Source organism: Fenollaria massiliensis (genome assembly GCF_023347705.1).
GTDB lineage: Bacteria > Bacillota > Clostridia > Tissierellales > Peptoniphilaceae > Fenollaria > Fenollaria massiliensis.
Genome location: NZ_CP096649.1, coordinates 1,535,997 through 1,561,900, shown reverse-complemented (window position 1 = coordinate 1,561,900; position 25,904 = coordinate 1,535,997). Strand labels below are relative to the sequence as shown.

General features: G+C 39.0%; 18 protein-coding genes. 16 read left to right on the top strand and 2 right to left on the bottom strand.

Annotation, left to right across the window (positions count from 1 at the left end; genetic code table 11):
• Positions 1-138: 138 nt before the first annotated feature.
• The 15 genes from M1R53_RS07415 to M1R53_RS07345 all read left to right on the top strand — a co-directional run bounded on the left by M1R53_RS07415 (position 139) and on the right by M1R53_RS07345 (position 20,343).
• Positions 139-3,213 (top strand): C1 family peptidase, encoded by a 3,075-nt coding sequence (locus tag M1R53_RS07415; protein ID WP_249242582.1) that lies wholly within the window; start codon positions 139-141, stop codon positions 3,211-3,213.
• Positions 3,214-3,267: 54 nt separating this feature from the next.
• A complete protein-coding gene (locus M1R53_RS07410; RefSeq protein ID WP_249242580.1) occupies positions 3,268-4,965 on the top strand; it encodes a CAMP factor family pore-forming toxin in 1,698 nt (565 codons plus the stop codon).
• A gap of 24 nt (positions 4,966-4,989) precedes the next feature.
• Positions 4,990-6,006, top strand: coding sequence for a CAMP factor family pore-forming toxin (locus M1R53_RS07405; protein WP_249242579.1), 1,017 nt, complete (start codon positions 4,990-4,992; stop codon positions 6,004-6,006).
• 915 nt (positions 6,007-6,921) lie between these two features.
• On the top strand, positions 6,922-9,684 hold the full coding sequence (gene secA / locus M1R53_RS07400; protein ID WP_249242578.1) for a preprotein translocase subunit SecA: 2,763 nt from the start codon (positions 6,922-6,924) through the stop codon (positions 9,682-9,684).
• Positions 9,684-10,791, top strand: a protein-coding gene (prfB, locus tag M1R53_RS07395; protein ID WP_249242577.1) for a peptide chain release factor 2 whose coding sequence is annotated in 2 segments (ribosomal slippage) — positions 9,684-9,758 and positions 9,760-10,791 — 1,107 coding nt in all. Because the reading frame shifts where the segments join, the coding sequence is not laid out codon by codon here. The genes secA and prfB overlap by 1 nt, the downstream gene beginning before the upstream one ends.
• A gap of 1 nt (position 10,792) precedes the next feature.
• Positions 10,793-11,209 carry a tRNA (adenosine(37)-N6)-threonylcarbamoyltransferase complex ATPase subunit type 1 TsaE gene (gene tsaE, locus M1R53_RS07390; protein ID WP_249242576.1) on the top strand — a complete coding sequence of 139 codons (417 nt, stop codon included), beginning with the start codon at positions 10,793-10,795 and terminating at the stop codon, positions 11,207-11,209.
• 7 nt (positions 11,210-11,216) lie between these two features.
• On the top strand, positions 11,217-11,888 hold the full coding sequence (gene tsaB / locus M1R53_RS07385; RefSeq protein ID WP_249242575.1) for a tRNA (adenosine(37)-N6)-threonylcarbamoyltransferase complex dimerization subunit type 1 TsaB: 672 nt from the start codon (positions 11,217-11,219) through the stop codon (positions 11,886-11,888).
• Positions 11,885-12,301 (top strand): ribosomal protein S18-alanine N-acetyltransferase, encoded by a 417-nt coding sequence (gene rimI, locus M1R53_RS07380; RefSeq protein ID WP_249242574.1) that lies wholly within the window; start codon positions 11,885-11,887, stop codon positions 12,299-12,301. Before tsaB ends, rimI begins: the two co-directional genes overlap by 4 nt.
• Positions 12,286-13,299 carry a tRNA (adenosine(37)-N6)-threonylcarbamoyltransferase complex transferase subunit TsaD gene (gene tsaD / locus M1R53_RS07375; RefSeq protein WP_249242573.1) on the top strand — a complete coding sequence of 338 codons (1,014 nt, stop codon included), beginning with the start codon at positions 12,286-12,288 and terminating at the stop codon, positions 13,297-13,299. The genes rimI and tsaD overlap by 16 nt, the downstream gene beginning before the upstream one ends.
• Positions 13,300-13,472: 173 nt before the next feature.
• Positions 13,473-16,277 carry an S-layer homology domain-containing protein gene (locus M1R53_RS07370; RefSeq protein WP_249242572.1) on the top strand — a complete coding sequence of 935 codons (2,805 nt, stop codon included), beginning with the start codon at positions 13,473-13,475 and terminating at the stop codon, positions 16,275-16,277.
• A 406-nt stretch (positions 16,278-16,683) separates the two neighbouring features.
• Entirely contained in the window at positions 16,684-16,977 is a 294-nt protein-coding gene (locus tag M1R53_RS07365) for a hypothetical protein (protein WP_249242570.1), read from the top strand.
• Between the two features lie 95 nt (positions 16,978-17,072).
• Positions 17,073-18,188: a metal ABC transporter substrate-binding protein gene (locus M1R53_RS07360; protein WP_249242569.1), complete on the top strand. Its 1,116-nt coding sequence runs from the start codon at positions 17,073-17,075 to the stop codon at positions 18,186-18,188.
• The gene (locus M1R53_RS07355) at positions 18,188-18,850 is read left to right on the top strand and encodes a metal ABC transporter ATP-binding protein (protein WP_249242568.1); all 663 of its coding nucleotides are present in this window, start codon (positions 18,188-18,190) and stop codon (positions 18,848-18,850) included. The genes M1R53_RS07360 and M1R53_RS07355 overlap by 1 nt, the downstream gene beginning before the upstream one ends.
• A complete protein-coding gene (locus M1R53_RS07350; RefSeq protein WP_249242567.1) occupies positions 18,834-19,676 on the top strand; it encodes a metal ABC transporter permease in 843 nt (280 codons plus the stop codon). The genes M1R53_RS07355 and M1R53_RS07350 overlap by 17 nt, the downstream gene beginning before the upstream one ends.
• The gene (locus tag M1R53_RS07345) at positions 19,669-20,343 is read left to right on the top strand and encodes a hypothetical protein (RefSeq protein ID WP_249242566.1); all 675 of its coding nucleotides are present in this window, start codon (positions 19,669-19,671) and stop codon (positions 20,341-20,343) included. The genes M1R53_RS07350 and M1R53_RS07345 overlap by 8 nt, the downstream gene beginning before the upstream one ends.
• A 374-nt stretch (positions 20,344-20,717) precedes the next feature.
• On the opposite strand, the gene M1R53_RS07340 is transcribed toward M1R53_RS07345, so the two are convergent.
• A complete protein-coding gene (locus M1R53_RS07340; RefSeq protein ID WP_249242565.1) occupies positions 20,718-22,190 on the bottom strand; it encodes a hypothetical protein in 1,473 nt (490 codons plus the stop codon).
• Between the two features lie 13 nt (positions 22,191-22,203).
• Positions 22,204-24,255 (bottom strand): efflux RND transporter permease subunit, encoded by a 2,052-nt coding sequence (locus M1R53_RS07335; RefSeq protein ID WP_249242564.1) that lies wholly within the window; start codon positions 24,253-24,255, stop codon positions 22,204-22,206.
• A gap of 176 nt (positions 24,256-24,431) precedes the next feature.
• Between M1R53_RS07335 and M1R53_RS07330 the strand changes: the two genes are divergently transcribed.
• A complete protein-coding gene (locus M1R53_RS07330; RefSeq protein WP_019214542.1) occupies positions 24,432-25,007 on the top strand; it encodes a TetR/AcrR family transcriptional regulator C-terminal domain-containing protein in 576 nt (191 codons plus the stop codon).
• Positions 25,008-25,904 lie beyond the last annotated feature (897 nt).

Here is a 25,904-nt window from a genome sequence, read left to right as displayed (position 1 = left end):
CAATTTATTTAAAAAACGATGCAAAATATATTATAATAGGTTAGGAAATTTATACTATTAGCTTATACTAATTGAAAAAATTTCTATAAAATTTGTTTACATCAACATGTAAAAATATAATGAAAGGAGAGGATATCAATGGGAAGTAAAAAATTTAGAAACTTAGTTTTTCTTTTAGTTCTATGTTTAATATTAACTAGCAATCTTCCAAACATATCTAAGGCAGAAAACTTTGACGGCTTAGAATTTGATAACAACAATGAAGAAACAGTTTTAGTACCTGACGATAGTGAGGAAGATTCTTCTTTGCAAATAAGCGAGATCAATGAAAATTTTGATGGGGAAGACTTAAGTGTTGCACCGCTAAAGGTTGACACTAAAGCAACTGTTCCAGAGCTTAGAACTAGATCTATGAGAGCAGCGAAGTTTTATCCTGCTAAATTCGACTTAAGACAAAGTGGCATGGTATCTCCTGTTAAAGACCAAGGACAAAATGGTTCGTGCTGGGCATTCGCTACATATGGATCTATGGAATCCATATTATTAAGACAAAAGAAGGGCCTATACGATTTTAGTGAAAAACACTTAAGAAATATGCACGGCTTTGACTGGTCTGCTGAAAAGGGCGGTAACCGCGATATGGCAACTGCTTACTTTGCAAGCGGCAAGGGACCTATATCTGAAGATGACGACCCTTATGATCCAGTTATAACTGTTTCAAAAAGCGACTTAAGAAGAATTTTAGATATTGACAAAGTTATCTACCTTCCAGACGTAACAAACATCAATGAAATTGATAACATTAAGTGGGCTATAAATGAGTACGGCGGTGTTTATACTACTGTTAACTCTACATCTTACTATGAAAACAAAAGTACAAACTCTATGTATAACCCAGGTCATGGATCTACTAACCACGCTGTAACTATAGTTGGTTGGGACGATACTTTCCCTGCAACAGCATTTACTCAAAATGCACCAGGCAATGGAGCTTGGATTTGTAAAAACTCTTGGGGCAATAAGTATATGGACTCTGGTTTTTACTATGTTTCATACTACGATGGCTTTATAGGTAAGAGCCCAACTGTTTTTGTTCCAAGGAAAAAAGACTTAAGAGGTATCATTCATCAATATGACCCTCTTGGAGCAACAAGGTCTGTAGGCTTTAAGGGCGAGGGATACATGGCCAACATCTACACAGCTAAATACAAAGAACTTCTTCACGAAGTTGGTGTATTTAACGTTTCTAATCAAACTAGTTATGAGGTTTATGTAGTAAGACACATCGATAAAACATCTCAGCTATCAGACGACAGAGTAAAAGTTGCTGAAGGAAATATACTTTATCCAGGTTACTACACTATAGACATCACACCACAACAGCTTGATGAAGGCGAACAATTTGCTGTAGTTGTCTATATGAATTCACAAAGAGCTAAAAACAACACACCACTTGCTATTGAATCAAGAATTAGCGGTTACACATCTAAGGCAGCATCTGCTCCTGGACAATCGTTCTACTCAAAAACAGGTAGCGGTTGGAAGGACTTAACAGAAACAATTGCAAACGCAAACTTCTGTATCAAAGCTATCACAACAACTGGCGATGAGGTTCCTGAAAAGGACTTAGACGAAGTTGACGATTCTGGCAGCGATATAATCATAGACGGAAAAGTAAAATTAAGAGATATATCTTTTAATCAAGGCAGCCAAGGCGTTATCGAGATTGATAAAAAAGGTATACTAAGATACACTTTAGAGCCAGCCAATGCTGATGATGTTGAACTAGTTTTTGGCAGCATGGATAAAAAGGTAGCTGTATTTAAAGAAGGCGGCATACTTTATCCAGTAGCACCTGGAAATACTAACGTCTTTATAAAAACTAAGGACGGCACTTTAGAGAAGAGATTTAACGTACAAGTAGTTAATCCGGGCATAAGAATTCCAGGAAGAGAAAAGATTGAAGTTTTAGGCAATAACGATTATGTTCCTGAACCTGAACCAGAACCAGAAAAACCTGGCGTTCCTGATGACAAAAAGCCAGACCCAATCAAACCTGAACTTGACCCAGACGTTGCTATATCATTATTTATGAATAGACAATCAGACGTTATAACAGAAGGAAAAACATTTAACCTAGAGCCACTAGTTGGCACTTATCCAGCAACAGCTAAGAGAAACTTCATTTATTACTCAGATCATCCAAATGTTATTGAAGCAAGACCAGACGGTATACTAGTTGCTAGGAGTGTAGGCTACTCAAACATAACTGTAATGACTGATAAGGGCTTAAAGACAACATTTAGAGCAAAGGTAGTACCTGACTACGACAAACAAGTTATTGAAATAACAAGTTTTACTAACTCAGAAAGAAGATCTGGTATCTTCAGATTATATGGCGAGGCAACAGTTGATGGCAAGCCATACAATGGAGCCGCCACAATCATAGTTAAAAGTGATGACAAAGTAGTCGAAAGAAAAGTTTACTTTAACGCAGGAAAAGTTGTAGCTAAGTATCTTGGCGGAGACTTTGCTCTTTCGAGAAGCAGATTTGAAGCTACACTTAAGATAAGAAACGAAGAAAAGACTATAAGATTTGGCAAGTATGGCGAGATACTCACAGAAGACTTAGAAGATATAAGAATCATAAGTCTTGAAAATACAGAGCGCCACTCAGGCATATTTAGAGTAAATGCCTATGTTGAAGCAAATGGCAAACCATACACAGGCTATACAACATTAGAAGTAGAAGCACTTGATGGCAAGACAATCACATCAAAGCTTTGGGCTAAAGAAGGCTACATTGTAAGAGAGTTCACAGCTGCATCCTTTGGCTTAGGACACGACGATTTTGTCGCAACACTTACAGTAGGAAGCGAAAGAAAAGTACTACACTTTTCATACGACCTAACAAAACCTGCATATGGAGCTAATCCTGTAGTAAAGATACTATACTTTAGAAATTCAGCTACAAGAACATCAGCTAGATTCACACTTACAGCCGAAGCTATGGTAGATGGAAAACCTTTTGATGGATACGCTACTATAACAACAGAGGGAAACGGCCGTAAACTTACAAACACTGTTAAATTTACAGACGGTAAAGCTCAAATCGAGTATACAGCTGGCAGATTTGCTAACTGGAGAAAAGAATTTACATCTACGCTTAATATTTATGGTGAAGAAACATCAATTAAATATTCATATAATTAATTTGGTATAAGTGGCTTAGCCAATTATATAAATAAATTTAGGGGAGGTTTACCTATGAAAAATTACAAGAATGTACTATCATTTGTCATGGCATTGGCAATCTTAGTAACAGTATTTAGCCCTCTAGGCAGCGTAGTAAAAGCTGATTCACAAAAGGATCAAGTATTACTAGAAATTTCTGACTTAAAGGTTGATATTAAAAACGCCGTTCAAAGCGTTCAAGATATCGAGCCAAAGAATGCTGATGAAAAAGAACTTCTAGATAAGTATCATGAAGCTGCTAAAGACATCAACAGAGAGCTTGAAATAAGCGAAGAAAGAGTATCTGGTGCCGTACAAGGTATCGCAGATGGATCAGTTTATGATCTAACAACAATTCCAGTAAGAATACAACTTCTTATTAGAATCGGTCGCGCTATAAGATTTGCAACTACTGAACTTTCAAACAAAGTAGTAGCTGCTCACACTAAGATTGCAGAATATATCTTAACAGGTATATTATATGTAGTTAATCCATTCGCAAGCGAAGGACAAATCGTTGAGTACATGGAAAAATTTGAAGCACTTCAACAAGAATTACTTCAATATCCAGATCTTAGACCTGAAGACATAGCAACTATCTACAAGAAAGCCGCTTTTAGTAGAGAGCTATCAGAAGCAAGAAGAGTTTATAACAGTCAAAACAGCGTGACTAAACAATTTAGAGCAAGACCACTTAAAGAAGCTATAGACAACGCTTCTAGAATGTGGTGGAGAATTGATGTAACTTGTGGAGAACTTGATGCACAAGTCGAAAAAGTTCATGCTGAAATGGAAAAGATAACTGGACCAAAGGTTAGAGTAGACAGAATTGAATTTATGGAAGGACCAGCTGGATATATTACTATAGATAAAAAGACAAGAATCAGACCAGTTATATTCCCAAACGAAGTAAAGAATAAAGACGTCATCATTTACTCAGCTAATCCATATATCGCAAGAGTAAGCGCTGGAGAAATCATTCCACAAAAGACTGGATCAACTGAAATCATTGTTATTGCTAAAGATAACAACGTTCAAGGCAAATTTACATTATACGTTGTTGAACAAGGCGGATACATGGATCAAATCCCACCACTACAAGCAACAGGACAAAATTACGGCTACGATTTAAATCCAAACCCAAATCCAGGACATGACGATCAACCACCAATTCAACATGACAAGACAATAGTAAAAAGCGTTGATTTTGCTACAGATAAAATCACTATGACAGTAGGAGACACTTATGATTTATCAGCTCAAGCACTTGTTTATCCAGTAGAAGCAGTTAATAAATCATTATCATACAGTTCAGAAAACGACACTATAGCAGACGTTGACAAAACTACAGGACTTGTAAGAGCACTACATCCAGGACTTATTAAAGTATTTGCTACTTCTGAAAATGGAGTTAGAGGCTCAGTTTATGTAGAAGTAAAAGAAAGAAAATTAGAAGATAACATCGAAATCGTTAGAGTAGAAAACACTCAAAGAAGAGCAGGTATCTTCTCTATCGAAGTAGAAGCTTTAAATAACGGCAGAGCATATAACGGTTATATGACAGTAGAGGTTACTTCTGGCAGCAAAACTTTAACAAAGAAAGTTTATATGAGCCAAGGAAAAGGCAGAGTAAAATTCAACGGATTTGAATTTTATGTATGGCTAAAAGATTTCCACGCAAAAGTAACAATTAAAGACCAAGTAAAAGAATTAGACTTCTCATACAGATAGTCTATAAATGAAAGGAGATAAAAAATGAAAAAACTTATGACAATCTTCTTAGCGTTATTATTAATGTTTAACACTGTATTAACTACAGTTGCATCAGCTAAGATAGTTAACGACGACGAAGCAGCCATTGGCGAAGACGATTTAGATATCGAAGTAAACGATCTAGAAGTTTACAAAAGACAAGTTCAAGCTATAAGAGACGAAGCAAAAGACATCACACCACACAACAAAACAAACAGAGAAATGCTTGAAAACTTCAACGCAAAAACTGACGAATTAGAAGCTAACATTGAAAACTCATACGCACCAGAAGCAGTTGGCGGAATTGGTATGGGATTTGCACAAATCTACGACCTATCATCAATCCCTCAAAGATTAATGCTAGTTGGTAGACTATGTGTAGCAATGAGATTTGCAACAACAGCTTTAAGATATAAAGTTGACCAAGCACACGTAGAAATCGCTGAATATGTATTCCAAGGTCTAGTAATCGCAGTAAGCCCATTCCATACAGTTGACGATATGAAAGCTTATATGGCTGAATTTGAAGCACTAAAAGCAAAACTTATAGGTTACCCAGATTTAACACCAAACGATACAGCTAACCTTTATGTAAGAAGCGACCTTGACCACAAGCTAGTTAAAGCTAGAGCACTTTACAGAACAGACCTTAAAGAAGCTCCTCAATACGTTTTAGACGACTTAAACAAAGTTATTAGAGAAGTTACTTCAATAAGACTTAGACCACAATCATTAGTTAAAGAAATCTATGAAGCATCAGATATGCTAGATGCAGCAGTAGGTAAAGCAATAGCTCAACTACAAAACGACCACAGAATTACTTCAACTGAAAGAAGCGACCTAAGAGAACACAGAAACTTAGCTAGAAAAGCTAGAATGAACGGAGACAAGAGAAAAGAACTAGGAGACGCAATCGATTTAGCTAACAAGCTAATCCTTCAAAGAAGAGCATCTTCAAGACAAGTTCAAGAACTTATCGATACAATCAGAATGCTTCTTGACATGGGTCCTAGAAACTAATTAATTATTAATAGTTAATAGAAGTTATATGAGAGAGTCAATAATTTATATATTGGCTCTCTTTAATTTTGCATTTGATTTGCATATCGAAAAGATAGTTCCACGCAGCTTAGTGGGGCAAATTGGCAATTGCACATCGAAAATTGTTAAGTCCATGCACCAAGAGAACGAGTGTTAGCGATGTTCGATTGGCTATGCATGCCTTATGCCAGAGTTTACAAAGAGACGGAACGAAGTGAACGTCGATTTGATTAAACTTACGGCTTTCCTTAGCTTGCTGGTCTACATAAATTGTTAATTTCTAAACTCGATGTCTTGTGAATCCATATCCGTTCGCTTCGCTCAGCTAAATGGATTCGCGGGCAGACATCTTCATTAAGAAATTAATTCAATTTATTCCGAATGCTGCGCTCGTGAAAATCAATTTTCTCACTATTATCGCGAAGATAAATTTTGCTCAGTTTTTTAAAACACTTGTAAAGCAACCAAATACAATTTCATCTCATATACAGAAGAAAAGTGCTATTAACGAAGTGACGCATCTGAGCAAATTGTGAAATTTATTAGCGAAGTGAACTGTCCAAGTGTCTTGCACCAAGGTTCTCGTTCTTAAGAACGAGGTTCTTCCAAAACCATCTAGTGGAGCATAGTGTAACGAATATGGTTTTGCAAGTGAACGAGCTTTTAGAAATTTCCAATTTGGGAAGCCTAAGTCACGAGTAATACACTTTTCGATGAAAAAATAAAACTATATAAAATAAGAAAACTTTTTTGCAAAAGTTTTCTTGCGATTCAAAATACTTACGTATTTTAAATCTAAAAACCCACCCCATCCATTATCATGATTAAAATTCTTGTAATTTCCCACAAAATAGGGTATAATAAAGGGTGAAGTAATATAAAGAAGGTGAAAACATGGGATTATTCTCAAAAATATTTGGCTCTACATCTGATAGGGCTATTAAAAAGAACAGATCACAAGTTGATGAGGTTATGGCTTTGGAGGATTCTTACTCTAAGCTATCTGACGAGGAATTAAAGGGTAATACTAATAAATTAAAGGAAAGACTTAAGGGCGGTGAAACGCTTGACGACATTTTGCCTGAGGCATTTGCAACTGTTAGGGAAGCTTCTAAGAGGGTTCTAGGCATGACACCATATAGGGTGCAAGTCGAAGGCGGCATCATTTTGCATCAAGGCCGCATCGCTGAGATGAAAACTGGTGAAGGTAAGACTTTGGTTGAGACTATGCCAGCCTACCTTAATGCGCTTGAGGGCAAGGGTGTGCACATCGTTACTGTAAACGACTACCTTGCAAAGCGTGACAGGGACTGGATGGGCAAGGTTTTTGAATACCTTGGTCTATCTGTTGGCTGCATTATTCACGATATGCCTAAGGATGAGAGGAAAATAGCTTACGCATCTGACATAACTTATGGTACTAACAATGAATTTGGCTTTGACTACCTAAAGGACAACATGGTTATCTACAAGGAAAATATGGTGCAAAGAGAGCTAAATTACGCGATTGTCGACGAAGTTGACTCTATATTAATAGATGAGGCGAGAACACCTCTAATAATTTCTGGCCAAGGCGACAAATCTACTGACCTTTATGAGCTTGCCAAGACTTTTGTATCAAGGCTATCGGTTAGGGTGCAAGACCCTGATGAAAAGATTGACCCGCTTGATAGGTTTGTTAAGCAAGAGGAAGAAGAGGAAGAGACTAAGGACTACATTGTCAACGAAAAGGAAAGAACTGTGCTATTAACAGAGCTTGGTACTAAGAAGGCTGAAGAATTCTTCAAGGTCGAAAATCTTTCTGATATTGATAATATGGAGATCATCCACCATATCAATCAAGCGATGAAGGCTAGAAGTCTTATGAAGAAGGACAAGGACTACGTTGTGAAAGATGACGAGATCATCATCGTTGACGAGTTTACTGGCCGTTTAATGTTTGGTAGACGCTACTCTGATGGTCTTCATCAAGCTATCGAGGCGAAGGAAGGTCTTGAGGTTAGAAGTGAGTCAAAGACTTTGGCGACTATAACTTTCCAAAACTACTTTAGAATGTACAAAAAACTTTCTGGTATGACTGGTACTGCAAAGACTGAAGAAGAGGAATTTCAAGACATCTACCACATGGACGTTATTGAGATACCGACTAACAAGCCAGTTATCAGAGTTGACAATCCTGACGAGATATATAAGACTGAGGCTGAAAAATTTGGCGCAGTTATTGATGATATCAAGGCTAGACACGAAACAGGTCAACCGGTTCTAGTCGGAACCATATCCATAGAAAAGTCTGAAGAATTATCAAAACTATTAAAAAAGACTGGCATCAAGCATGAGGTCTTAAACGCGAAGTTCCACGACAAAGAAGCGGAGATAGTTGCTCAAGCTGGCCGTTTGGGTCAAGTTACTATAGCGACTAACATGGCGGGCCGTGGTACCGACATCATCTTAGGCGGTAACCCTGAGTTTATGGCGAAACAAGCGATGAGAAGAAAGGGTCTATCTGAAGAAGAGATGGCTCAAGTTGATTCTCACGAGGACACAAAGGATACTGAAGTTTTAAAGAATAGAAAAGAATACGAAGACTTTGTTGAAAAATACAAGGATGAGCTTCAAGAGGAAAAGGCTAAGGTTATTGCAGCAGGCGGCTTACACATCATCGGTACTGAAAGACACGAGTCAAGACGTATCGACAACCAACTTCGTGGTCGTGCTGGTAGACAAGGCGACCCTGGTTCATCGACATTCTATATATCGGCTGAGGACGATTTGATGCGTCTATTTGGCGGCGATAGATTTAAAAACGCAATCGATATGATGAAGATGCCGGAGGGCGATTCGATCAAATCACCACTATTAACAAAGCTAATCGAGTCGGCTCAAAGAAAGGTCGAAGGAAATAACTACGGAATCAGAAAGCACGTACTTAAATACGATGACGTAATGAACAAGCAAAGAGAAGTTATCTACTCTGAGAGAAAGAAACTGCTTGATGGCGCTGATTTTAGGGACAATATCATAGCCATGATCAAGGATGTCGTAGCTGGTTTTGTAAATACTATGTGTTTCGAAAAAGAAGACTGTGGCGACTGGGACTTCAATTCACTATTCATGCACTTAAAAGCCATTTTCGATATAGACATGGAAGATATTGATGGTTTAAACATAAAGGACGTTCACAAGGACGAGCTTATTGACATGCTTACAGAGCACGCGCTTAAAAAATATGAGGCGAAGGAAAGAGAATTTACTCCTGAAAAGTTCAGAGAAGTAGAAAGAATCGTGCTTTTACAAGTTGTTGACGACAAGTGGATGGATCACATCGATGCGATGGATCAGTTGAAACAAGGTATTGGACTTAGGTCTATGGCGCAAGAGGACCCTGCTAGAGCCTACGCAATTGAAGGCTTTGACATGTTCGAGGCGATGAACGAAGCGATCAAGGAAGATACTTTAAGAATTTTATTCCACGTTGAAGATCCAAGCAAGGTTAAGAGAAAAGAACAAAATAAGAATATAAAGGAAGGCTTTGAAGGCGATAATGCCGGCGAAAAGAAGAAGCCATTCGTTAGAAAAACTAAAAAAGTTGGCAGGAACGATCCTTGCCCATGCGGAAGCGGCAAGAAGTACAAAAACTGCTGTGGAAGGAATGAGTAATGAAGACCTTACAAGAGTATAAAGAAGATTACGCGGATTTTAAGGAAAGATACATTAAATTAGGAGACTATCTTTGACGCGGATGGTCTAAAAAAGATTAAAGATAAGCTTGAGAAAACGATGGCTGAGCCGTCATTTTGGGACGATAAAGATAAGGCTGATGCTGTAATTAATGAGCTCAAAGACATTACAACGCCTCTAAACACTTATGAAGAGATAGGCTCAAATCTTGAGGACATGGAAGTCTATATCGAGCTATACGAAGAAGAAAGACCCGATAATTACAAGGCTCTTTCATGTTTGGCGGAGACAATTGATAAGGCGCTCGAAGAACTTAAGGTAAGGACGCTACTTGACGGCGAATATGACAAAAACGGCGCGGTCGTATCCATTCACGCAGGTACTGGCGGCACCGACGCTCAAGACTGGGCGGAAATGCTCTACCGCATGTACACGAGATGGGCAGCGGATCATGATTATAAACTTGAGCTCATCGATTATCTAGCCGACACCGAAGGCGGCATCAGAAGCGTTTATTTCAAGGTTCTAGGTGCCTACGCTTATGGCTTTTTAAAGGCAGAGCGCGGTGTTCACAGACTTGTTAGGATATCGCCTTTCGACGCCCAAAAGAAGAGGCACACAAGTTTTGCCTCGGTCGATGTCTTTCCTGATATAGATGAAAATATCGAGATAGATATAAAGGAAGAGGATTTAAAGATAGACTACTACCGCTCACAAGGCGCTGGCGGTCAATCCGTAAACACTACTGATTCAGCGGTTCGCATCACGCATATACCGACTGGTGTGGTCGCAACTTGCCAAAACGAGCGTAGCCAAAAGCAAAATAAAGAGGTGGCTCTACGTATTTTGTACGGCAAACTTGTTCAGCTCAAGGAAGAGGAGCGTAAAAAGACCATAGATGAGCTTACGGGCGACTACTCACAGATTGCGTGGGGCTCGCAGATACGCTCCTACATCTTCAATCCGTACATGCTTGTCAAGGACCATAGGACAGATGTAGAGAACTTTGATGTGCAAAAAGTCATTGACGGCGACATCGACAAGTTTATCTACGCTTACCTTGATCACGTGAGGAGTGAGGCATAGTATGAGAGAAGTACTGAAAACACTAGATGATACAAGGCACGCCGCCGAGTGTATAGCGAAGAAAATTGGTGTTGGCGATATCATCCTTTTAAAAGGGGAAATGGGTGCCGGCAAGACAACCATCACCAAGACCATAGTCAAGGCGCTTGGCTCAGATGATTACGTAACAAGCCCGACCTTCGCTATAATGAATGTTTATAAGGCAGAAGCTATGGCGATATACCACTTCGACCTATATAGACTGACAAAGTCCATGGATCTAGATACGCTAGGACTGGATGACTACCTATACGACAGCGGTACAATCAGCCTAATTGAGTGGCCTGAAGCGATTGAAAATGAGTTCAAAGACGCGAAAAAGATAAGCCTAATTAAGGACGGCGAGAGCCGAATTTTAGAAACAAATTTTGATTTTTAGAGGTTATATGAAGATTTTAAGTTTAGACAGTTCAAGTAGATATATAAGTGCGGCGCTTGCAGTTGACGGCGTTGTGAGAGGCGAGTTCAACGTTTCATACGACAGAAGCGCCTCCGAAAAGCTTGCCCTGATGGCAAAGGAGATTTTAGACATCTTTGGTTTAAAAGTGGACGAGATTGATGCCTTTGCCGTGAGCAAGGGACCTGGCTCATTCACAGGACTTAGGATAGCCGCCGCCATGATTAAGGCGTTTAGCTTCAAAGACAATAAGCCAATTTATACAGTGTCTTCGCTTAAGGCGATGAGCTATCGCTACAAAGGGCTTAAGTACATCGTTCCAGCGATTGACGCGAGACGCGATAGAGCCTTTGCAGCGCTTTATAGCTATGAAAATGATTTTGAGCTAGTAAATGAGGAGCGCATATACACCCTTGATGAGCTTATTAGTATTGTTAATGGTCTTCGTGGCACTATAATAATGCCGGGCGATTTCTATGGAAAATATAAGGAAAAGTTCGGGGACAATGTCATTTCTGGCCTTTATAGAGAGAACGAACCCATAGCAAAGGAAGTCCTTGACTACGTTATAGACCACATGGACGAGATGAAAGCCGAAGACAGATACGGTGCGATACCGATTTACATGAAGTCATCGCAAGCCGAGGAAGATAAAAAGTGATTAGAAAAGCTGAACTTAGCGACTTGAATGCGATTTATGAAATTTTATCAAAAACCGATGACCCTTGGACAGTTGGCGTCGTAGAGAGCGAGCTAAAAAGTGAAAGCTCCAAGGCCTTTGTATACGTGGACGATGAGGGAGCCGTGCAAGGCTTTGTCGACATCAAGATTTTGTACGACGAGGCGGATCTGATGCATATAGCTGTTTCAGAAGAGATGAGGGGACAGGGCATAGGCGCAAAACTATTAGCAAAAGCAATTGAGGAAGCTCAAGACAAAGCCATTGCCTTAGAAGTTCGCCAAAGCAATTTTAAGGCGATAAATTTATATGAAAAGTACGATTTTTTAAGAGAAGGCACTCGCAAAAACTATTACCATGGTGAAGATGCAGTGCTTATGTGGAGGAGAAAGTGAAACATTTAGCGATAGAAAGTTCATGCGATGAGACATCGATCGCCATATTGGACGATTTAGAAGTTTTGTCAAATGTCATAGCAACTCAAATATCAACGCACAGAGAATTCGGAGGCGTAGTGCCTGAAATTGCGTCAAGAATGCACATCGAAGCAATCTCGGCGGTTTTGGAAGAGGCACTTAATGAGGCAAAAACTGACTTATCTGAAATAGAATTCATCTCTGTAACGAGGGGACCGGGACTCATCGGAGCCCTGCTTGTTGGCGTCTCATTTGCAAAGGCCTTAGCAATGTCCTTGGGCGTGCCGATAGTTCCAGTTAATCACATGAAGGGACACATCGCAGCAAATTACATAACTACAGAGGGCTTAAAGCCGCCATTCGTCTCGCTAGTCGTTTCAGGCGGCCACACCTACCTTGTCAATATGAAGGACTACTACGATTATGATTTAGTTGGAAGGACACTTGATGACGCAGCAGGCGAATCCTTCGACAAAGTTGCCAGAGCCTTGGGACTACCGTATCCGGGTGGACCAGAGATAGAAAAGCTCGCTATGGAAGGCAATCCAGATGCTATCGAGCTTCCACGAGTTATGATGAAGTCCGGCGACTATAATTTTAGTTTTTCGGGATTAAAAACAGCCGTGCTAAACTATTTGCATAATGAGGAGCAAAGAGGTCAAGAAGTGAATAAGGCAGACGTCGCAGCCTCCTTCCAAAAAGCCGCAGTCGATGTACTTGCAAAGAAGGCAGTTGATTTGAAAGATGAGCTCGGCTATGACAAGATAGTATTAGCCGGCGGCGTATCGAATAATAAGGCCCTACGCGAGGCACTAGCTAAGGAAGAGAAGACGCATGGCTTTAAATTATATTATCCAAAGCCAGTTTATACCACAGATAATGCCGCGATGATAGCTGCGCAAGGGTACTTGGAATATGTTAATGGTGGGGACTTCAGCGATTTGGGGTTTGAAGTGGATCCGAATCTGGGATTGTAGAATAATTTATTATATAGAGAGCAATGGCTCTCTTTTTTTGTGCAATATTACAGTTGTGTTACAAAACACTTAAAGTTTGATTATTCCGGTGATTTGGTGCTATAATCAGAGTAGACAATTAGGTATATTTATATATCAAAATAAAGTAAAAATATAAAAAAGGAAGTGTATTTATGAAAAAGAAATTATTCGCAATGCTATTATGCTTAGTCATGATACTTTCATCTGTATCAATCTTAAGCGAAGTGAGCTTTGCAGAGGGAGAAAAAAAATACGTTCTAAGCGGGACTGGTGGAAAAGATAAAATATTTACAAGTGCTGAAGACCTTATTACGTATATGAATGATACAAGTAATTTTGAAGAGGGTAAATCATATACTCTTACATTAAATGATGATTTAGAGATACCAGTTGACGCAGGCACAGGTAAATTAAAAACTCTCAATGTTAAGGGTATTGGTAAATTAACTATAAAGGGCAAAAATCATACTATAAAAGGACTTAAAAAAAGCAATAGTGACGAGGACTACTTTTTTAATGTTGATGGTTGTGACTTTGATGTTTACGATTTAGTATTTGATGGAAGCATTGGCGGAAATAACCATTATAATTTTGTAAAGAATAATAAGGACAATAACGACAATAACGACAATAACGACAACAATGACAACAATAATAACAATAACAAAAAGAACAAAATGTTTTATAGTAACTGCACTTTTAAAAATGCAAGTCGTTATGGCTTAAACCTAGATGCTGTTGCAGATTTGCGAATTGATAAGTGTAGATTTTTAAACAATGGTAGTAGTGAAGGTAGTTACTATGCAAAGAGTATGTACTTATATAATTGTAGTACTATAATTAAGAATACAAAGTTTATAAGTAACAAGACCAGAGCCTTTGGAATTTTATATATTGATAAGGGCACTATGAATATAAGCGACACTGACTTTGACTCTAATGATGGAGAAGAAGGCGTGGGAGTAATTTGGTCAGAGGGCTGCGAATCATTTATAATGAATGGTGGGTCCATAACTAACAACAAAGCAATTAATGTTGGAGGGGCTTATATTGTGAAAAGTAAAGTGGTTGAGTTTAATGGTGTCAATATAAGTGGAAACAGCTCTCACTATGTAGGAGCACTAATTATTAGCGCTAAAAAAGTTACAATAAATAATTCGAAAATTACAGGTAATACAGGTAAATTCTTATGTGGTGCAATATATTTAGAAAATTCTGATAATACTGAGTCTGGAGAGTTTACTATAGAAGGTTCTGAGATTTCTAAGAATCAATCTGCTGTAACAGGGGCGATTTACTTTGCAACAAAAGGCAAACTAAATATCATTAACACAAGCATTTGTGATAACAGAGCTGATGATGAACTTCTAAATGATGACCCATATAATAGAATTGTTCCCAAAAGTGGAGCTATATATCACGGTGAAGGAAAACTGTACATTAAAGGAAGCAAGCTTCTTAATAATTTCTCAGCTGGGTATGGTGGAGCTATATATACTGATGAAGGTTTTTTTGATATAACTGGCAAAAGCGAAGAGATGCGCAAATTAGATAGCACTTGGAAGCCGTTTCAAAATATAACTATAGACAAAGATGTTGAATTCAGTGGTAATAAAGCAGGCTTAGGATTTTTCAACCCGCCTGATGAATATAAAGATTATACTAATTTAGCATTTAAAAAATTCTCTTTAGAAGGTAAATTAGTAGTTAAAAATGAAAAGGGCGAGTGGGAACATGCTAGAAGCCTTTTAAATAACTATGATATATCTTATATCAATAAGATAAGTACGGTGACTTATGATCCGAATGGCGGTCACGGGGATTTGTTTGTTGAAAGCAGAGATACTGAATATGATCGCAGTTTTGTTATATCATATACGTTAACAATTAAATCATTAAAAGATACAAAGATTTCAAACTCTAGAAGATTTTTAGGCTGGAACACAGAGCCTGACGGATCTGGTAAATGGTATAAAGTAGATCAAAATTATAAGCATATAGGCAATTTGTATCTATTTGCACAATGGGAAAAAGCTCATCTTATACTTACACTAGACGAAAATTATCGCGGCGGCAAAATTACAGACCATGAAGTAGAAGAAGGCGAACTAATCACTCCATATCTATACATCCCAAGAAGAAGAGGATATATCTTCAAAGGCTGGAGCTACGACAAAAAACATCTAGAAGAAGTTAAGCCAGAAGATAGAATATATTCAGACATAATTCTATATGCAATTTGGAAAAAAGCAGAAATAGAAAAACATGAAGAACCAGAAGAAATTAGAGGCGAAGATCACAAAGCCTACATCTTTGGTTATCCAAACGGAACAGTTAGACCAAACGGCAATATCACAAGAGCAGAAGCAGCAGCAATGCTAGCAAGACTACTAAATATCGAAGCTATCGGCTCATCAGCAAAACCAAACTTCAAAGACACAAAAAGCGCTTGGTACAACAAAGCCATCAACGCAGTTGTAGCAAGAGGCATAATGAAGGGCTACCCAGATGGACGCTTTAGACCAAACGCGCCTATAACTAGAGCAGAATTTACACAAATGATATCTACAATAGACAACAAGCCTTATGGCACAGCACCATTCGTAGATGTGAAAGGACATTGGGCAGAAAGAGCCATAGGCTCAGAGTATCAAGCAAAAAGAATCGCAGGCTACCCAGACGGACTATTCAGACCAGATTTTGACATAACAAGAGCCGAAGCAGCAGTTATACTAAACAAAATATTCGAAAGAAATTTTGATAATTTATCATTACTAAAATGCAAAAACGCCTTGATGCTAAAGAGATTTATCGACCTTGATGAAACATTCTGGGGATATAATGATATGGTTGAAGCGACTAACACTCATGAATATGTAAGAAGATATAAAGAAGATATGATGAAGAGATTAGAAGAAGACTGGTTATTAATCAAAGATATTAAAGACGTTAAATAATTTAAGACAAATAAAAAATATAGGATAGAGAAAATAAAATCTCTATCCTATATTTTTTGCCTATTTATAATTTTATCAAATTATTACTCTTGTCAATGAACCACAGCAAATAAATTTCTTAGATAAATATATAAAAAAAGTAAAAGATCTTAAATTAATACACCGAACAGCTAGTTTACAGGATAAATTGATGTATAGGACGCAGTGGACTGAAGCGAGCGACTGACATCGTACAAATACGTACGTTGAGGGAGCTCGCGGAGGGAACAAGTTCTAGACGCAATTTAGACGTAAAATAGCAAATATAAACGCTTTTACATATATATTTTAATTCATATAACCCGCTAAATCTTGACATTCTTCGGGCCTTGCTATATAATAAGGCGTGTAAAAAAGGAGGGGCAAAATGCCAAAGCGTATCAAAATACTACTTTCTATACTTTGTATCATCTTAGTCGCAATGTCGCTACTAGGCTTTTTCGTCGCGGCTACAAGCGCCTTCCACATCTGCAAGCGTTCTGCTTGCCCGATTTGCCGCTTTATGGACATGGTCTCGGACCTTCAAAGGTCTTTGCATCATTCAAATGCGGCTGTACTTATAATACTTTGGGTGCTAGTATCGATAAGGCTCACAAACATTGCCATGACTATGGCGAAGGTGAAGACACCTGTCGATCTTATGGTGCGCATGAACGATTAGAGATTGACCCCCAAATATAATGACGGCAAAATTTAATATCGGTAAAATATACAAAATATACAAAAATATAAATATATAAATATAAAGGAGATAAAATGAAGAATATAAATAAATTTTTAGCTTGCCTACTAGCAGTCGTTTTGCTAGTTGCTTGCAATTCAAATAAAGCGCCTGAAAAGGCAGAAGAACCAGCTACTGAGTCAATCCCAGCAAGTGAAGCTGACAGCATACAAAAGGACGGAGCTGTAAAAGTAGTTACTAACATATTCCCAGCTTATGATTGGGTAAAAAATATCACTGAAGGAACTGATGTTGAGGTACTTAACCTTACAGACAATGGTGTTAGCCTTCACAATTACGAGCCATCTGCTCAAGACATAGAAGAGATTGCTAAATCAAATCTTTTCTTATATGTTGGTGGCGAATCTGATGAATGGGCTCCAGACGCAGCAAAACAAGCGCCTAACGCAAAAGTTCTTAACATGCTTGAAATTTTAGGAGACACTGTTAAGGAAGAAGAAGTAAAAGAAGGTATGGAACACGATCATGACCACGATCATGATGATCATGACCACGAACATGCTGATCACGACGACCACGACCATGACCATGATGATCATGACCACGAACATGCTGATCACGACGACCACGACCACGACCATGATCATGAGCACGAAGAAGTAGAATATGATGAACACGTTTGGCTATCTGTAAAGAATGCGAAGACTATTTCAAAGGCAATTGCTGACGCTCTTTGCGAAATCGATGCGAAAAACGCTGAAACATTTAAGAAAAATTACGAAGCATACGCAGCAAAACTTGATGCTCTTCAAAATGAGTTTGACGAAGCAAGAAAAACTGCAAAAGTTGATACTATCTTAGTTGCAGACAGATTCCCATTCCGTTACTTAGTAAGTGACCTTGACCTTGATTATTTCGCTGCCTTTGTTGGCTGCTCAGCTGAAAGCGAAGCAAGCTTTGAAACTATCAGCTTCTTAGCACAAAAACTTGACGAACTTGGTTTAAAACACATAATTAAGTTAATGGGTTCAGACGGCAAAATCGCCGACACAGTAAAAAATTCTACAAAGACAAAAGACCAAGATATACTTGAGATGACATCTATGGAAAATGTTAGCTCAAAGGACGGCAAGTCATACATTGACTATATGCAAATGAACTTAGACGCTTTAAAGAAGGCTCTAAACTAATGAAATTAATATTAAAGGACTTAGGATTTGGCTATAAAGGTCAAGTCCTAAGTGATTTTATAAACCTAGAATTAAATGATTGTGACTACATAGTCATCTTGGGCGAAAACGGTTCGGGAAAGTCTAGTTTAATCAAAACCATCTTAGGCTTAAATAAAAAAATATCTGGAGAGATAATTATGGAGGGCATTTCAAAAGACGAAATCGCCTATCTACCACAGATACTTTCAATAGCAGCCGATTTTCCAACTTCGATTATGGAGCTCGTTTTATCAGGCTTTAAGATTAAAAAAAGATTTTTCTACACAAAAGAAGAAAAGCGTAAAGCGCTTGAATGTTTAGAAAAATTTGGCATAGCGCATCTAAAAGACAGAAGATTTTCTTCTTTATCAGGTGGTCAAAGGCAAAGAGTTTTGCTCGCAAGAAGCTTTGTAGAAGAAAAAAAGCTACTTATACTAGATGAGCCGCTTGCCGGACTCGACCCAGAGGCACAAGATGGCCTTTACGAAATGCTTGAAAAAATAAACGAAAGTGGCACAGCCATCATCATGGTCTCACACGATAGCCAAAGAGCAGTTAAATACGCAAACAAAGTCATTAAGCTTGAAGGAAAACGTGTGATTTACGAGGAAGGAGGCAAAATGAATGGAATTAATCAATAAATTTGTCTTCTACCTAGGCTACCCATTCGTGCGCTACGCACTAGTATGCGCCTCACTCATAGCGCTTGCATCGGCATTTTTAGGCGTGATACTCGTTTTGAAACGCTACTCATACATCGCAAATTCATTATCAAACGTAGCATTCGCGTCCCTATCAATCGCAACAGCCATCGGCTTCACACAAAAATTAGTATTAGCACTACCACTAACAATATTTTTTGCGCTAATACTTTTACAAGGAAATAATTCTAAGAAAATCATCTCAGACGCAGCCATCGCCATGGTTTCAGTATCAGCGCTAGCTATGGGATACCTTGTTATGAATGTATTTAGAGTCGGACCAAACGTCTTAGTTGACGTGTGCACAATACTTTTTGGCTCGACATCCATACTTACATTAACAAAGCTAGACGTCATCATATCCGTGGCACTATCGATACTCGTGATACTTTTCTTCATTTATTATTATAAAGAAATTTACATCACAGTCTTCGACGAAGACCTTGCAAACGCTTCGGGCATCAAGGTTGAAAGACTTAATACAGTTTTGTCAATGGTCGTCGCAGTCGTGATAACACTTGCAATTAGGCTAGTGGGCTCACTTTTAGTCGCAGCACTAATCGTTTTCCCAGCAGTCTCAGCGATGAAAGTTTTTCATTCATTTAGAAAGATTGCCTTCGCCTCAGCCATAATCTCGCTAGTATCAGCACTTGGAGGCGCGATATTTGCGATACTTGCGGCAACACCAGTTGGCTCGACAATCGTCGTGATGAATCTAGTAATATTTTTAATCATGTCAATAATTGGAGGTATGAAACGTGGATAAAACAAGAAAGAGAATTTTGGCCATAGTCGGCATATTGATTTTGGTTTTGATACTTGCATTTTTCACAAACAAAAAAGTGGTTTATAGATACCTTCCCAATAGCGCCGTGAATGAGACAGTTAAAAAGATGAAAGAAAGTTCAAAAGCTAAAAATGCTGATAATGCTGATGCCAATACTGAAAATGATGATGCAGACGAAAATATTGACCCAGAAGAAAATGCTAATTCAGATGAAAATATTGATACAAATGAAAATTCAGATGAAAATATTAACCCAGATACAAATGATGGTGCTGAGAAAAACGAAATCACAAACGAAAGCGGCCAATACTATGATTTAACAGGCAATGACCTAGATATGAACTACGTCATCGTCGCCATGATAGCTGAAGATCCAAAAAGCTTCGAAGGAGTCAAGATCAAGCTACAAGGCGTCGCCGTAGATCTAGAGACCACAGACACATCCGGCATGGATCACTACATCGTCATCAACGACCGCCAAGCCTGCTGCCAACAAGGTCTTCAATATATATTAAAAGATAAAAATCAAAAATATCCAAAACCACAAGAAATCATCACAGTAGAGGGAGAATTGACAGTTTTTAATAGTGAAGAAATTCCGTTCCCGCTAGCTGTGATTAAGAACGCAAAGCTTATTTCGAATTAGAGTCGCGCCTGGAACTCGTTACGAATAAGCCGCCTCTTCGACGCACCCCGTACGTACGACTGCGTCGGGGCTTATTCTAAACTTCGTCCCATCCATCGACTCTCTCTTCAAACTAAGCTCGAGCGAAGAGATATATAGTATTGAATAATTAATTGACACGTGGTAAAAATTTATAAAATATTTCAATGGATACACTTTTATTGTGTATCCATTATTAATGAGACTAACCTGGTGGAACTATTTTTTGATGTGCAAGTGAAAGAATTATATAAGTCAATACAAAAAATAAAGGATAGAGATTTTACTTTTCTCTATCCTTTGTTTTTGAGAGGTTTATATGGAAGGACTTGCCTTCATGTATATATAAATTAAATTTATTTACTAAAGAGTTCTGTAAACTTTTTAAAGACGTTTTTCTTTTCGTCTACTTTCTTTTCGTGGACTTCTTCTTTGACTTCTTCTTCTATTTTTTCTGTTTTTAGCACGAATTGCACGGATCTAACGTTTTCATTTTTCTCTGAAGCGAATGATTTCACATAAGTGCTAGCGCTGTCATTTTTCACGAATTTGTCCTTAACTTTATTTTCTTCGCTCTTTATCTCTTCATATAGCTTCGTAAAGCCTGTTGTAATCTTGTCACTAGCGACTAGGTAGTCTGAGAGGTTCCTCGTGAAGCTCGCCATGCCCTTAGTCATACTAGAGTTTGCGCTTATTAGCTCACTTGCTTTTGCGCTCATGGCTGTTGCGCCTGCATTTAGCATTTTGCTTGACTTAGCCGCGGCACTCACTCCGCCTACGTACTCATTAAGTCCCGCGTCAAAGGCCTTGTATGATTCTTTTATCATGGCAATGGCTGCGGCCATATTCTTGTCATTTTGCGCAAGTAAAGCGATCTTCTCAAGACCATCTTCCACGCTCTTTGAAGCTGCCTTTAATTCATCTGACTTCGCGTCAATGGCTTCAAGCCCAGCATCAAGTTTTGCTACGCCATCAAAAACTTCTACGCTCTTCTCGATGTAGGCTCTGTTTGCGCCCTCAAGCTTATCATATGAAGCCTTTATATCTCTTGCGCCATTGGCAAGGGGTTTTGTATTTTTATTGATTTTGTAGCTCGCGTCCTTAAGTTTTTGGCTCGCGCTCTTCAAATCGTCTGCTTTTTCCTCAAGTCCAAGGCTTTCAAGGTCGATGTTTAGCTTTAAATCAAGACAATTGATGGAGAAGCCTTCGAATGAAAAGTCCTCTACATCAGCGTTTATGCTTGCTTCAAGCCCTGTGTTTGGAAGGACGATAAAGTTTATAAGCTTCATCTCGCCTTCATTTGCAAGAGAGGCCTTGTCTGAAGATATGTTCTTAAACTTCTTTGTGTCGAGCTTAGTCGAGACTTCAAGTGTGTATTTTTCAAAGAACTCCTTGTCCATGGCAGGGTTTTCCTTGATGCTAAGTTTGATCTCGGCCTCGCCAGACTTGCCCTTAATTTCTTTTGTGCTCATCTCTTTGCCATCGATGTAATATTTTACGCTAATTAGCCAAGGAAGAGTCTTGTCGTCCATGTCGCCTTGGTAGTAGAACCTATCTTTATCGCTTGTAAATGTGATTTTATCTGCGCTCATCTTGACATCGGCTTCTGAGTTTAAGGCCTTGACCTTAGTGTAAGAGCCGTAGTCTTCCTTAGCGCCCTTGCTAAAAATATTCACAATGCTAAGGCTATTGACCTCGCCATCGCTTCCTAAACTAGCGTAGACAACCTCTTCCTTCGCATTATCACTCGCTGCTAAGATGGGCGCCGTAGCCATAAATATCATTATTAGGCACAAAACGCCCGCGAATAATCTTTTCTTTTTATCCATAATATCACCTTTCTTAATTAACAAATTCTGTGTTTTTCGTAGTTTTTTGAATAAGTCCGTCGAGACTATATAGTAGGCCAGGCAAAACGAAGAGCACTATGACTAGTGAAGCTGTCGTTCCTATCGCAAGCAGGTAGCCAAGCTGCGAGATCAGACCGTGAGTTGAGAACTTTCCTAGCAAGATGCCGACAACTATCATCGCGGTAGCTGATGTCAGTATCGAAACGGCCGTCATTGACACTGTGTTAATGGCTGCATCTGCCTTGTTCAAGGACTTTCTCTCTTCAAGGTATCTCTCGCTCAAAAGTATCGCGTAATCGACTGTCGCCCCAAGCTGTATCGATGAAATGATCAGGTAGGCGATGTAGAAGACGCTCGATGAGCGGTAGTAAGGCACTGACATGTTTATATATATCGCTGTCTCGATGGCTGCGACCAAGAGTATAGGTAGGCTTAAGGACTTTTCTGTAAGCAATAAAACTATAAATACGGCGGCGATGGCTATGATATTAACGGTAGTCATGTCCGCTGTTACAGTGTTTTTAAGGTCATAAGTCGATACGCCTTCGCCAAGTAGGTAGTATTCGCCGTAGTACTTACTTATTGCGTCCTTAATATCGTCTATGAGCTTGTAAGTATCTTCGCCTTCGAAGTCCGCGTCGACCGAAACTATCATCCTAGTGTAATTATTGGAGTTTAGCTTTTTTAGGTCGCTCTCGTCCAAAAAGCTAGTCGGTATCGTCTCTCCAACCATATCCACATAAGAGATAACGCTCTTGACCTTGCTCATGGACCTCAAATCGTCAGAAAGATGCCTTTCCTTTTCTAAGCTTCCAAGAGGCACCAAGATCGCGTAATTATCTTCAGCGCCGAACTTTTCCTCGATGGCGATGTTGTCCTGGCCGAGCTTAGTATCTGGGCCAAAGATGTGTGAAGTACCGAAGTAGTATGAGTTTTTGCTAGCCGCTAAAAAGCTTGGCACGATAAGTAGCAAGAAGACCACGATGTAGGCACTCTTGTGTTTAAAAACGTGATGGGCGAAGCCGTCAAAGCTTGGAATGAAGCGTTTGTGGCTAGTCTTGTCGATGTACTTATCAAAGTGCAAAATAATGATGGGTGCAAGCGTAAATACAGTTAGAAGCGAGATGAATACGCCCTTTGCAAGCGCTAGACCAAGGTCTGGACCTATCTTAAATTGCATAAAGACAAGGGCCAAGAAACCGATGATGGTAGTCAGAGCCGACGAAAGTATCGACGAGAACGACATATCAAGCGCCTCAATCATTGCCTCTTTCTTGTCATTCGTCTTGAGCTTTTCCTCTTTAAACCTGTGCATCACAAAGACAGTGTAGTCCATGGACACGGCGAGTAGAAGTATGTTGCCCGCGGCGTTTGTCACGAATGAAATCTCTCCGAAGATGATGTTCGTGCCCGCATTTATAAGTATGGCAGTCGCTAGTGAAAGCATGATTATGACAGGCTCGATCCACGCATCAGTCGTTAAAATCAGTATAAGTATTGTAAATAGCACACCGATGATGGTTACGATGATGATTTCATTAACCGAGTTAGTCGTAGCGATGGCAGTGTTCACAGCAGAGCCAGTCATGGCCGCCTCTTCACCTATAATCTCTCTGATTGCCTCAGTCGAGGCTATCGCCTTGTCTTCATCCACGGCAATGTTTATAAGCGCAGAGCCGTCCTTGTAGTAGCTATCTAGATGCTTTTGATCCATGAAATCCATGGGCTTCATCACATCTTCGAAATCACTTAGCCAGCTGACGGTTTTGACGCCATCCACCATTTTGATGGCGCTGATAGTATCCAAAACCTCGCTGACATCCTTCTTTGGAAGCATGACGCGCACGTTAAAGATGTCCTCATCAAACTCTTCCTTCATCTTGTCAATGGCGACAGACGAGTCGCTCTTTTCTGGCAAGTAGTCATTAATCTTGTAGTTAACCCGAATCTTCGGGTACGAAACTATTGAAAAGACTAGTAAAATCACAAAGATCGATACTATTAACTTAGGCTTTTCAATAAGCTTTGCAAAAATCTTTTTCACAAAATTATCCCCTTTCTTTAATCTAGTACATATTATAGCCAGATATGAGCTAAGTTAAACTGGTCAATTTACACGTTCTTGTGTGAAATGGGACAAAATTATTATACTTGATGGTCAAATATGTATTAAAAGTGCAGCTATTTTTATAAATCGGGTATAATATAAGTGGTGATACAATGAAAAACGAAGAAATTTCGACTATGACTAAGAAAAAATTGGCAGAGTCATTAAAAAAGCTAATGAAAAAGAAAAGCCTAAGCAAAATCACAATCTCAGATATAGTTAAGGACTGCGACGTCAACAGAAAGACCTTCTACTACCACTTCATCGGCATCGAAGAGCTCTTCAAGTGGATGCTCGAGGAGGAGGCGGTTCACGTCGTGAAGAACTTCGACGTAAAGAAGGACCACAAAGAGGCGATACTCTTCGTCATGGACTACATAGATAACAATCAGGACATACTTAATTGCGCCTACGACTCGATCGGTAGAGAAGGGCTCAAGGACTTCTTCTACGACGATTTCTACGAGGTAGTGCTAAAAGTGATTGAAACGACAGAAGAAGATATGGATATAGCCCTGGACCCAGACTTCAAGGACTTTCTGTGCAAGATGTATGCGGGCGCCATCGCCAACATGATTATCGACTACTTTTACTCGAGAAAGCACATTGACCACGAGAAGATCGCAAATTATATAGCGCTGATAGTAGCGGCATCGATACGTAGCTCTATTGAGGAGTATATGACTTAATTTCGCATTAAGTTGAGCCCTTTTGCTAGTTTCGAATTATTTTGTCGCTGCGGAGTGCGTTTAGCACACCTCGCTCCAAAAAATTCTGTACAACGCAAAATCATCTCAACTTCTCTGCGAACTAAGGTTTTGAGTTAATTTGTAGAGTTATATCAAGACTCCGCATCGTCCAATCCAGCTCAAGTGTCTTGCACCAAGGTTCTCGGGACCCATTCAAAGCGAAGCTTTGTAAATGGGTGAGGTTCTTCTTTGCTCTGCAAATTTGTTGAACTAAGCTGCGTGGAACTATCTTTTCGATGTACAATGGCGATCAAAATATAAAAATAAACGAAGAATTAAATCATAGATAAAAGAAGAAGGACAGAGAAATAAAATCTCTGTCCTTGTTTATGTCTAGAATAATATATTTATTCACAACTGCCGCCGCCAGAACCGCAACTAAAGTTTGTCGAAAAAATGCGACAATTGGACGAAGTGGATTTAAATATCTAAAATATCTTTAAAAATAATTTATCCACAACCGTAAGTTCTTGAAATAAGGAAGAACCCCGTCCATAAATGGACGTGAACCTTTACGCTACGATGAATAAGGCGAAGTACAGCGAACGACCGACCGACTACGTACGAATGGTACGTGAGCAATGAGCCAGAACAAACAGATTTTTCGGAGTGGTCTGCCTCTACCAGAGTTTGTAGAGCAATGAGCCTGATCAAACTTTATTTATACACACTTTTGCTGGAAAAAGAAGAACCTTATCCTAACGGACAAGAACCTTTACGCTATGATGAATAAGACGAAGTGGATTTGAAATAAATAAAGCAGCTATTAAAAATAATTCATCCAAAACTGTAAGTTCTTGAAATAATTTGATGGATTTTGCGTTGTACAGAATTTTT

Bases quoted from the DNA above. Each gene is read 5' to 3' on its own strand.
- M1R53_RS07415 (WP_249242582.1), top strand. From the start codon at position 139: ATGGGAAGTAAAAAATTTAGAAACTTAGTTTTTCTTTTAGTTCTATGT.
- M1R53_RS07410 (WP_249242580.1), top strand. From the start codon at position 3,268: ATGAAAAATTACAAGAATGTACTATCATTTGTCATGGCATTGGCAATC.
- M1R53_RS07405 (WP_249242579.1), top strand. From the start codon at position 4,990: ATGAAAAAACTTATGACAATCTTCTTAGCGTTATTATTAATGTTTAAC.
- secA (WP_249242578.1), top strand. From the start codon at position 6,922: ATGGGATTATTCTCAAAAATATTTGGCTCTACATCTGATAGGGCTATT.
- tsaE (WP_249242576.1), top strand. From the start codon at position 10,793: ATGAGAGAAGTACTGAAAACACTAGATGATACAAGGCACGCCGCCGAG.
- tsaB (WP_249242575.1), top strand. From the start codon at position 11,217: ATGAAGATTTTAAGTTTAGACAGTTCAAGTAGATATATAAGTGCGGCG.
- M1R53_RS07370 (WP_249242572.1), top strand. From the start codon at position 13,473: ATGAAAAAGAAATTATTCGCAATGCTATTATGCTTAGTCATGATACTT.
- M1R53_RS07365 (WP_249242570.1), top strand. From the start codon at position 16,684: ATGCCAAAGCGTATCAAAATACTACTTTCTATACTTTGTATCATCTTA.
- M1R53_RS07360 (WP_249242569.1), top strand. From the start codon at position 17,073: ATGAAGAATATAAATAAATTTTTAGCTTGCCTACTAGCAGTCGTTTTG.
- M1R53_RS07355 (WP_249242568.1), top strand. From the start codon at position 18,188: ATGAAATTAATATTAAAGGACTTAGGATTTGGCTATAAAGGTCAAGTC.
- M1R53_RS07350 (WP_249242567.1), top strand. From the start codon at position 18,834: ATGGAATTAATCAATAAATTTGTCTTCTACCTAGGCTACCCATTCGTG.
- M1R53_RS07340 (WP_249242565.1), bottom strand. From the start codon at position 22,190: ATGGATAAAAAGAAAAGATTATTCGCGGGCGTTTTGTGCCTAATAATG.
- M1R53_RS07330 (WP_019214542.1), top strand. From the start codon at position 24,432: ATGAAAAACGAAGAAATTTCGACTATGACTAAGAAAAAATTGGCAGAG.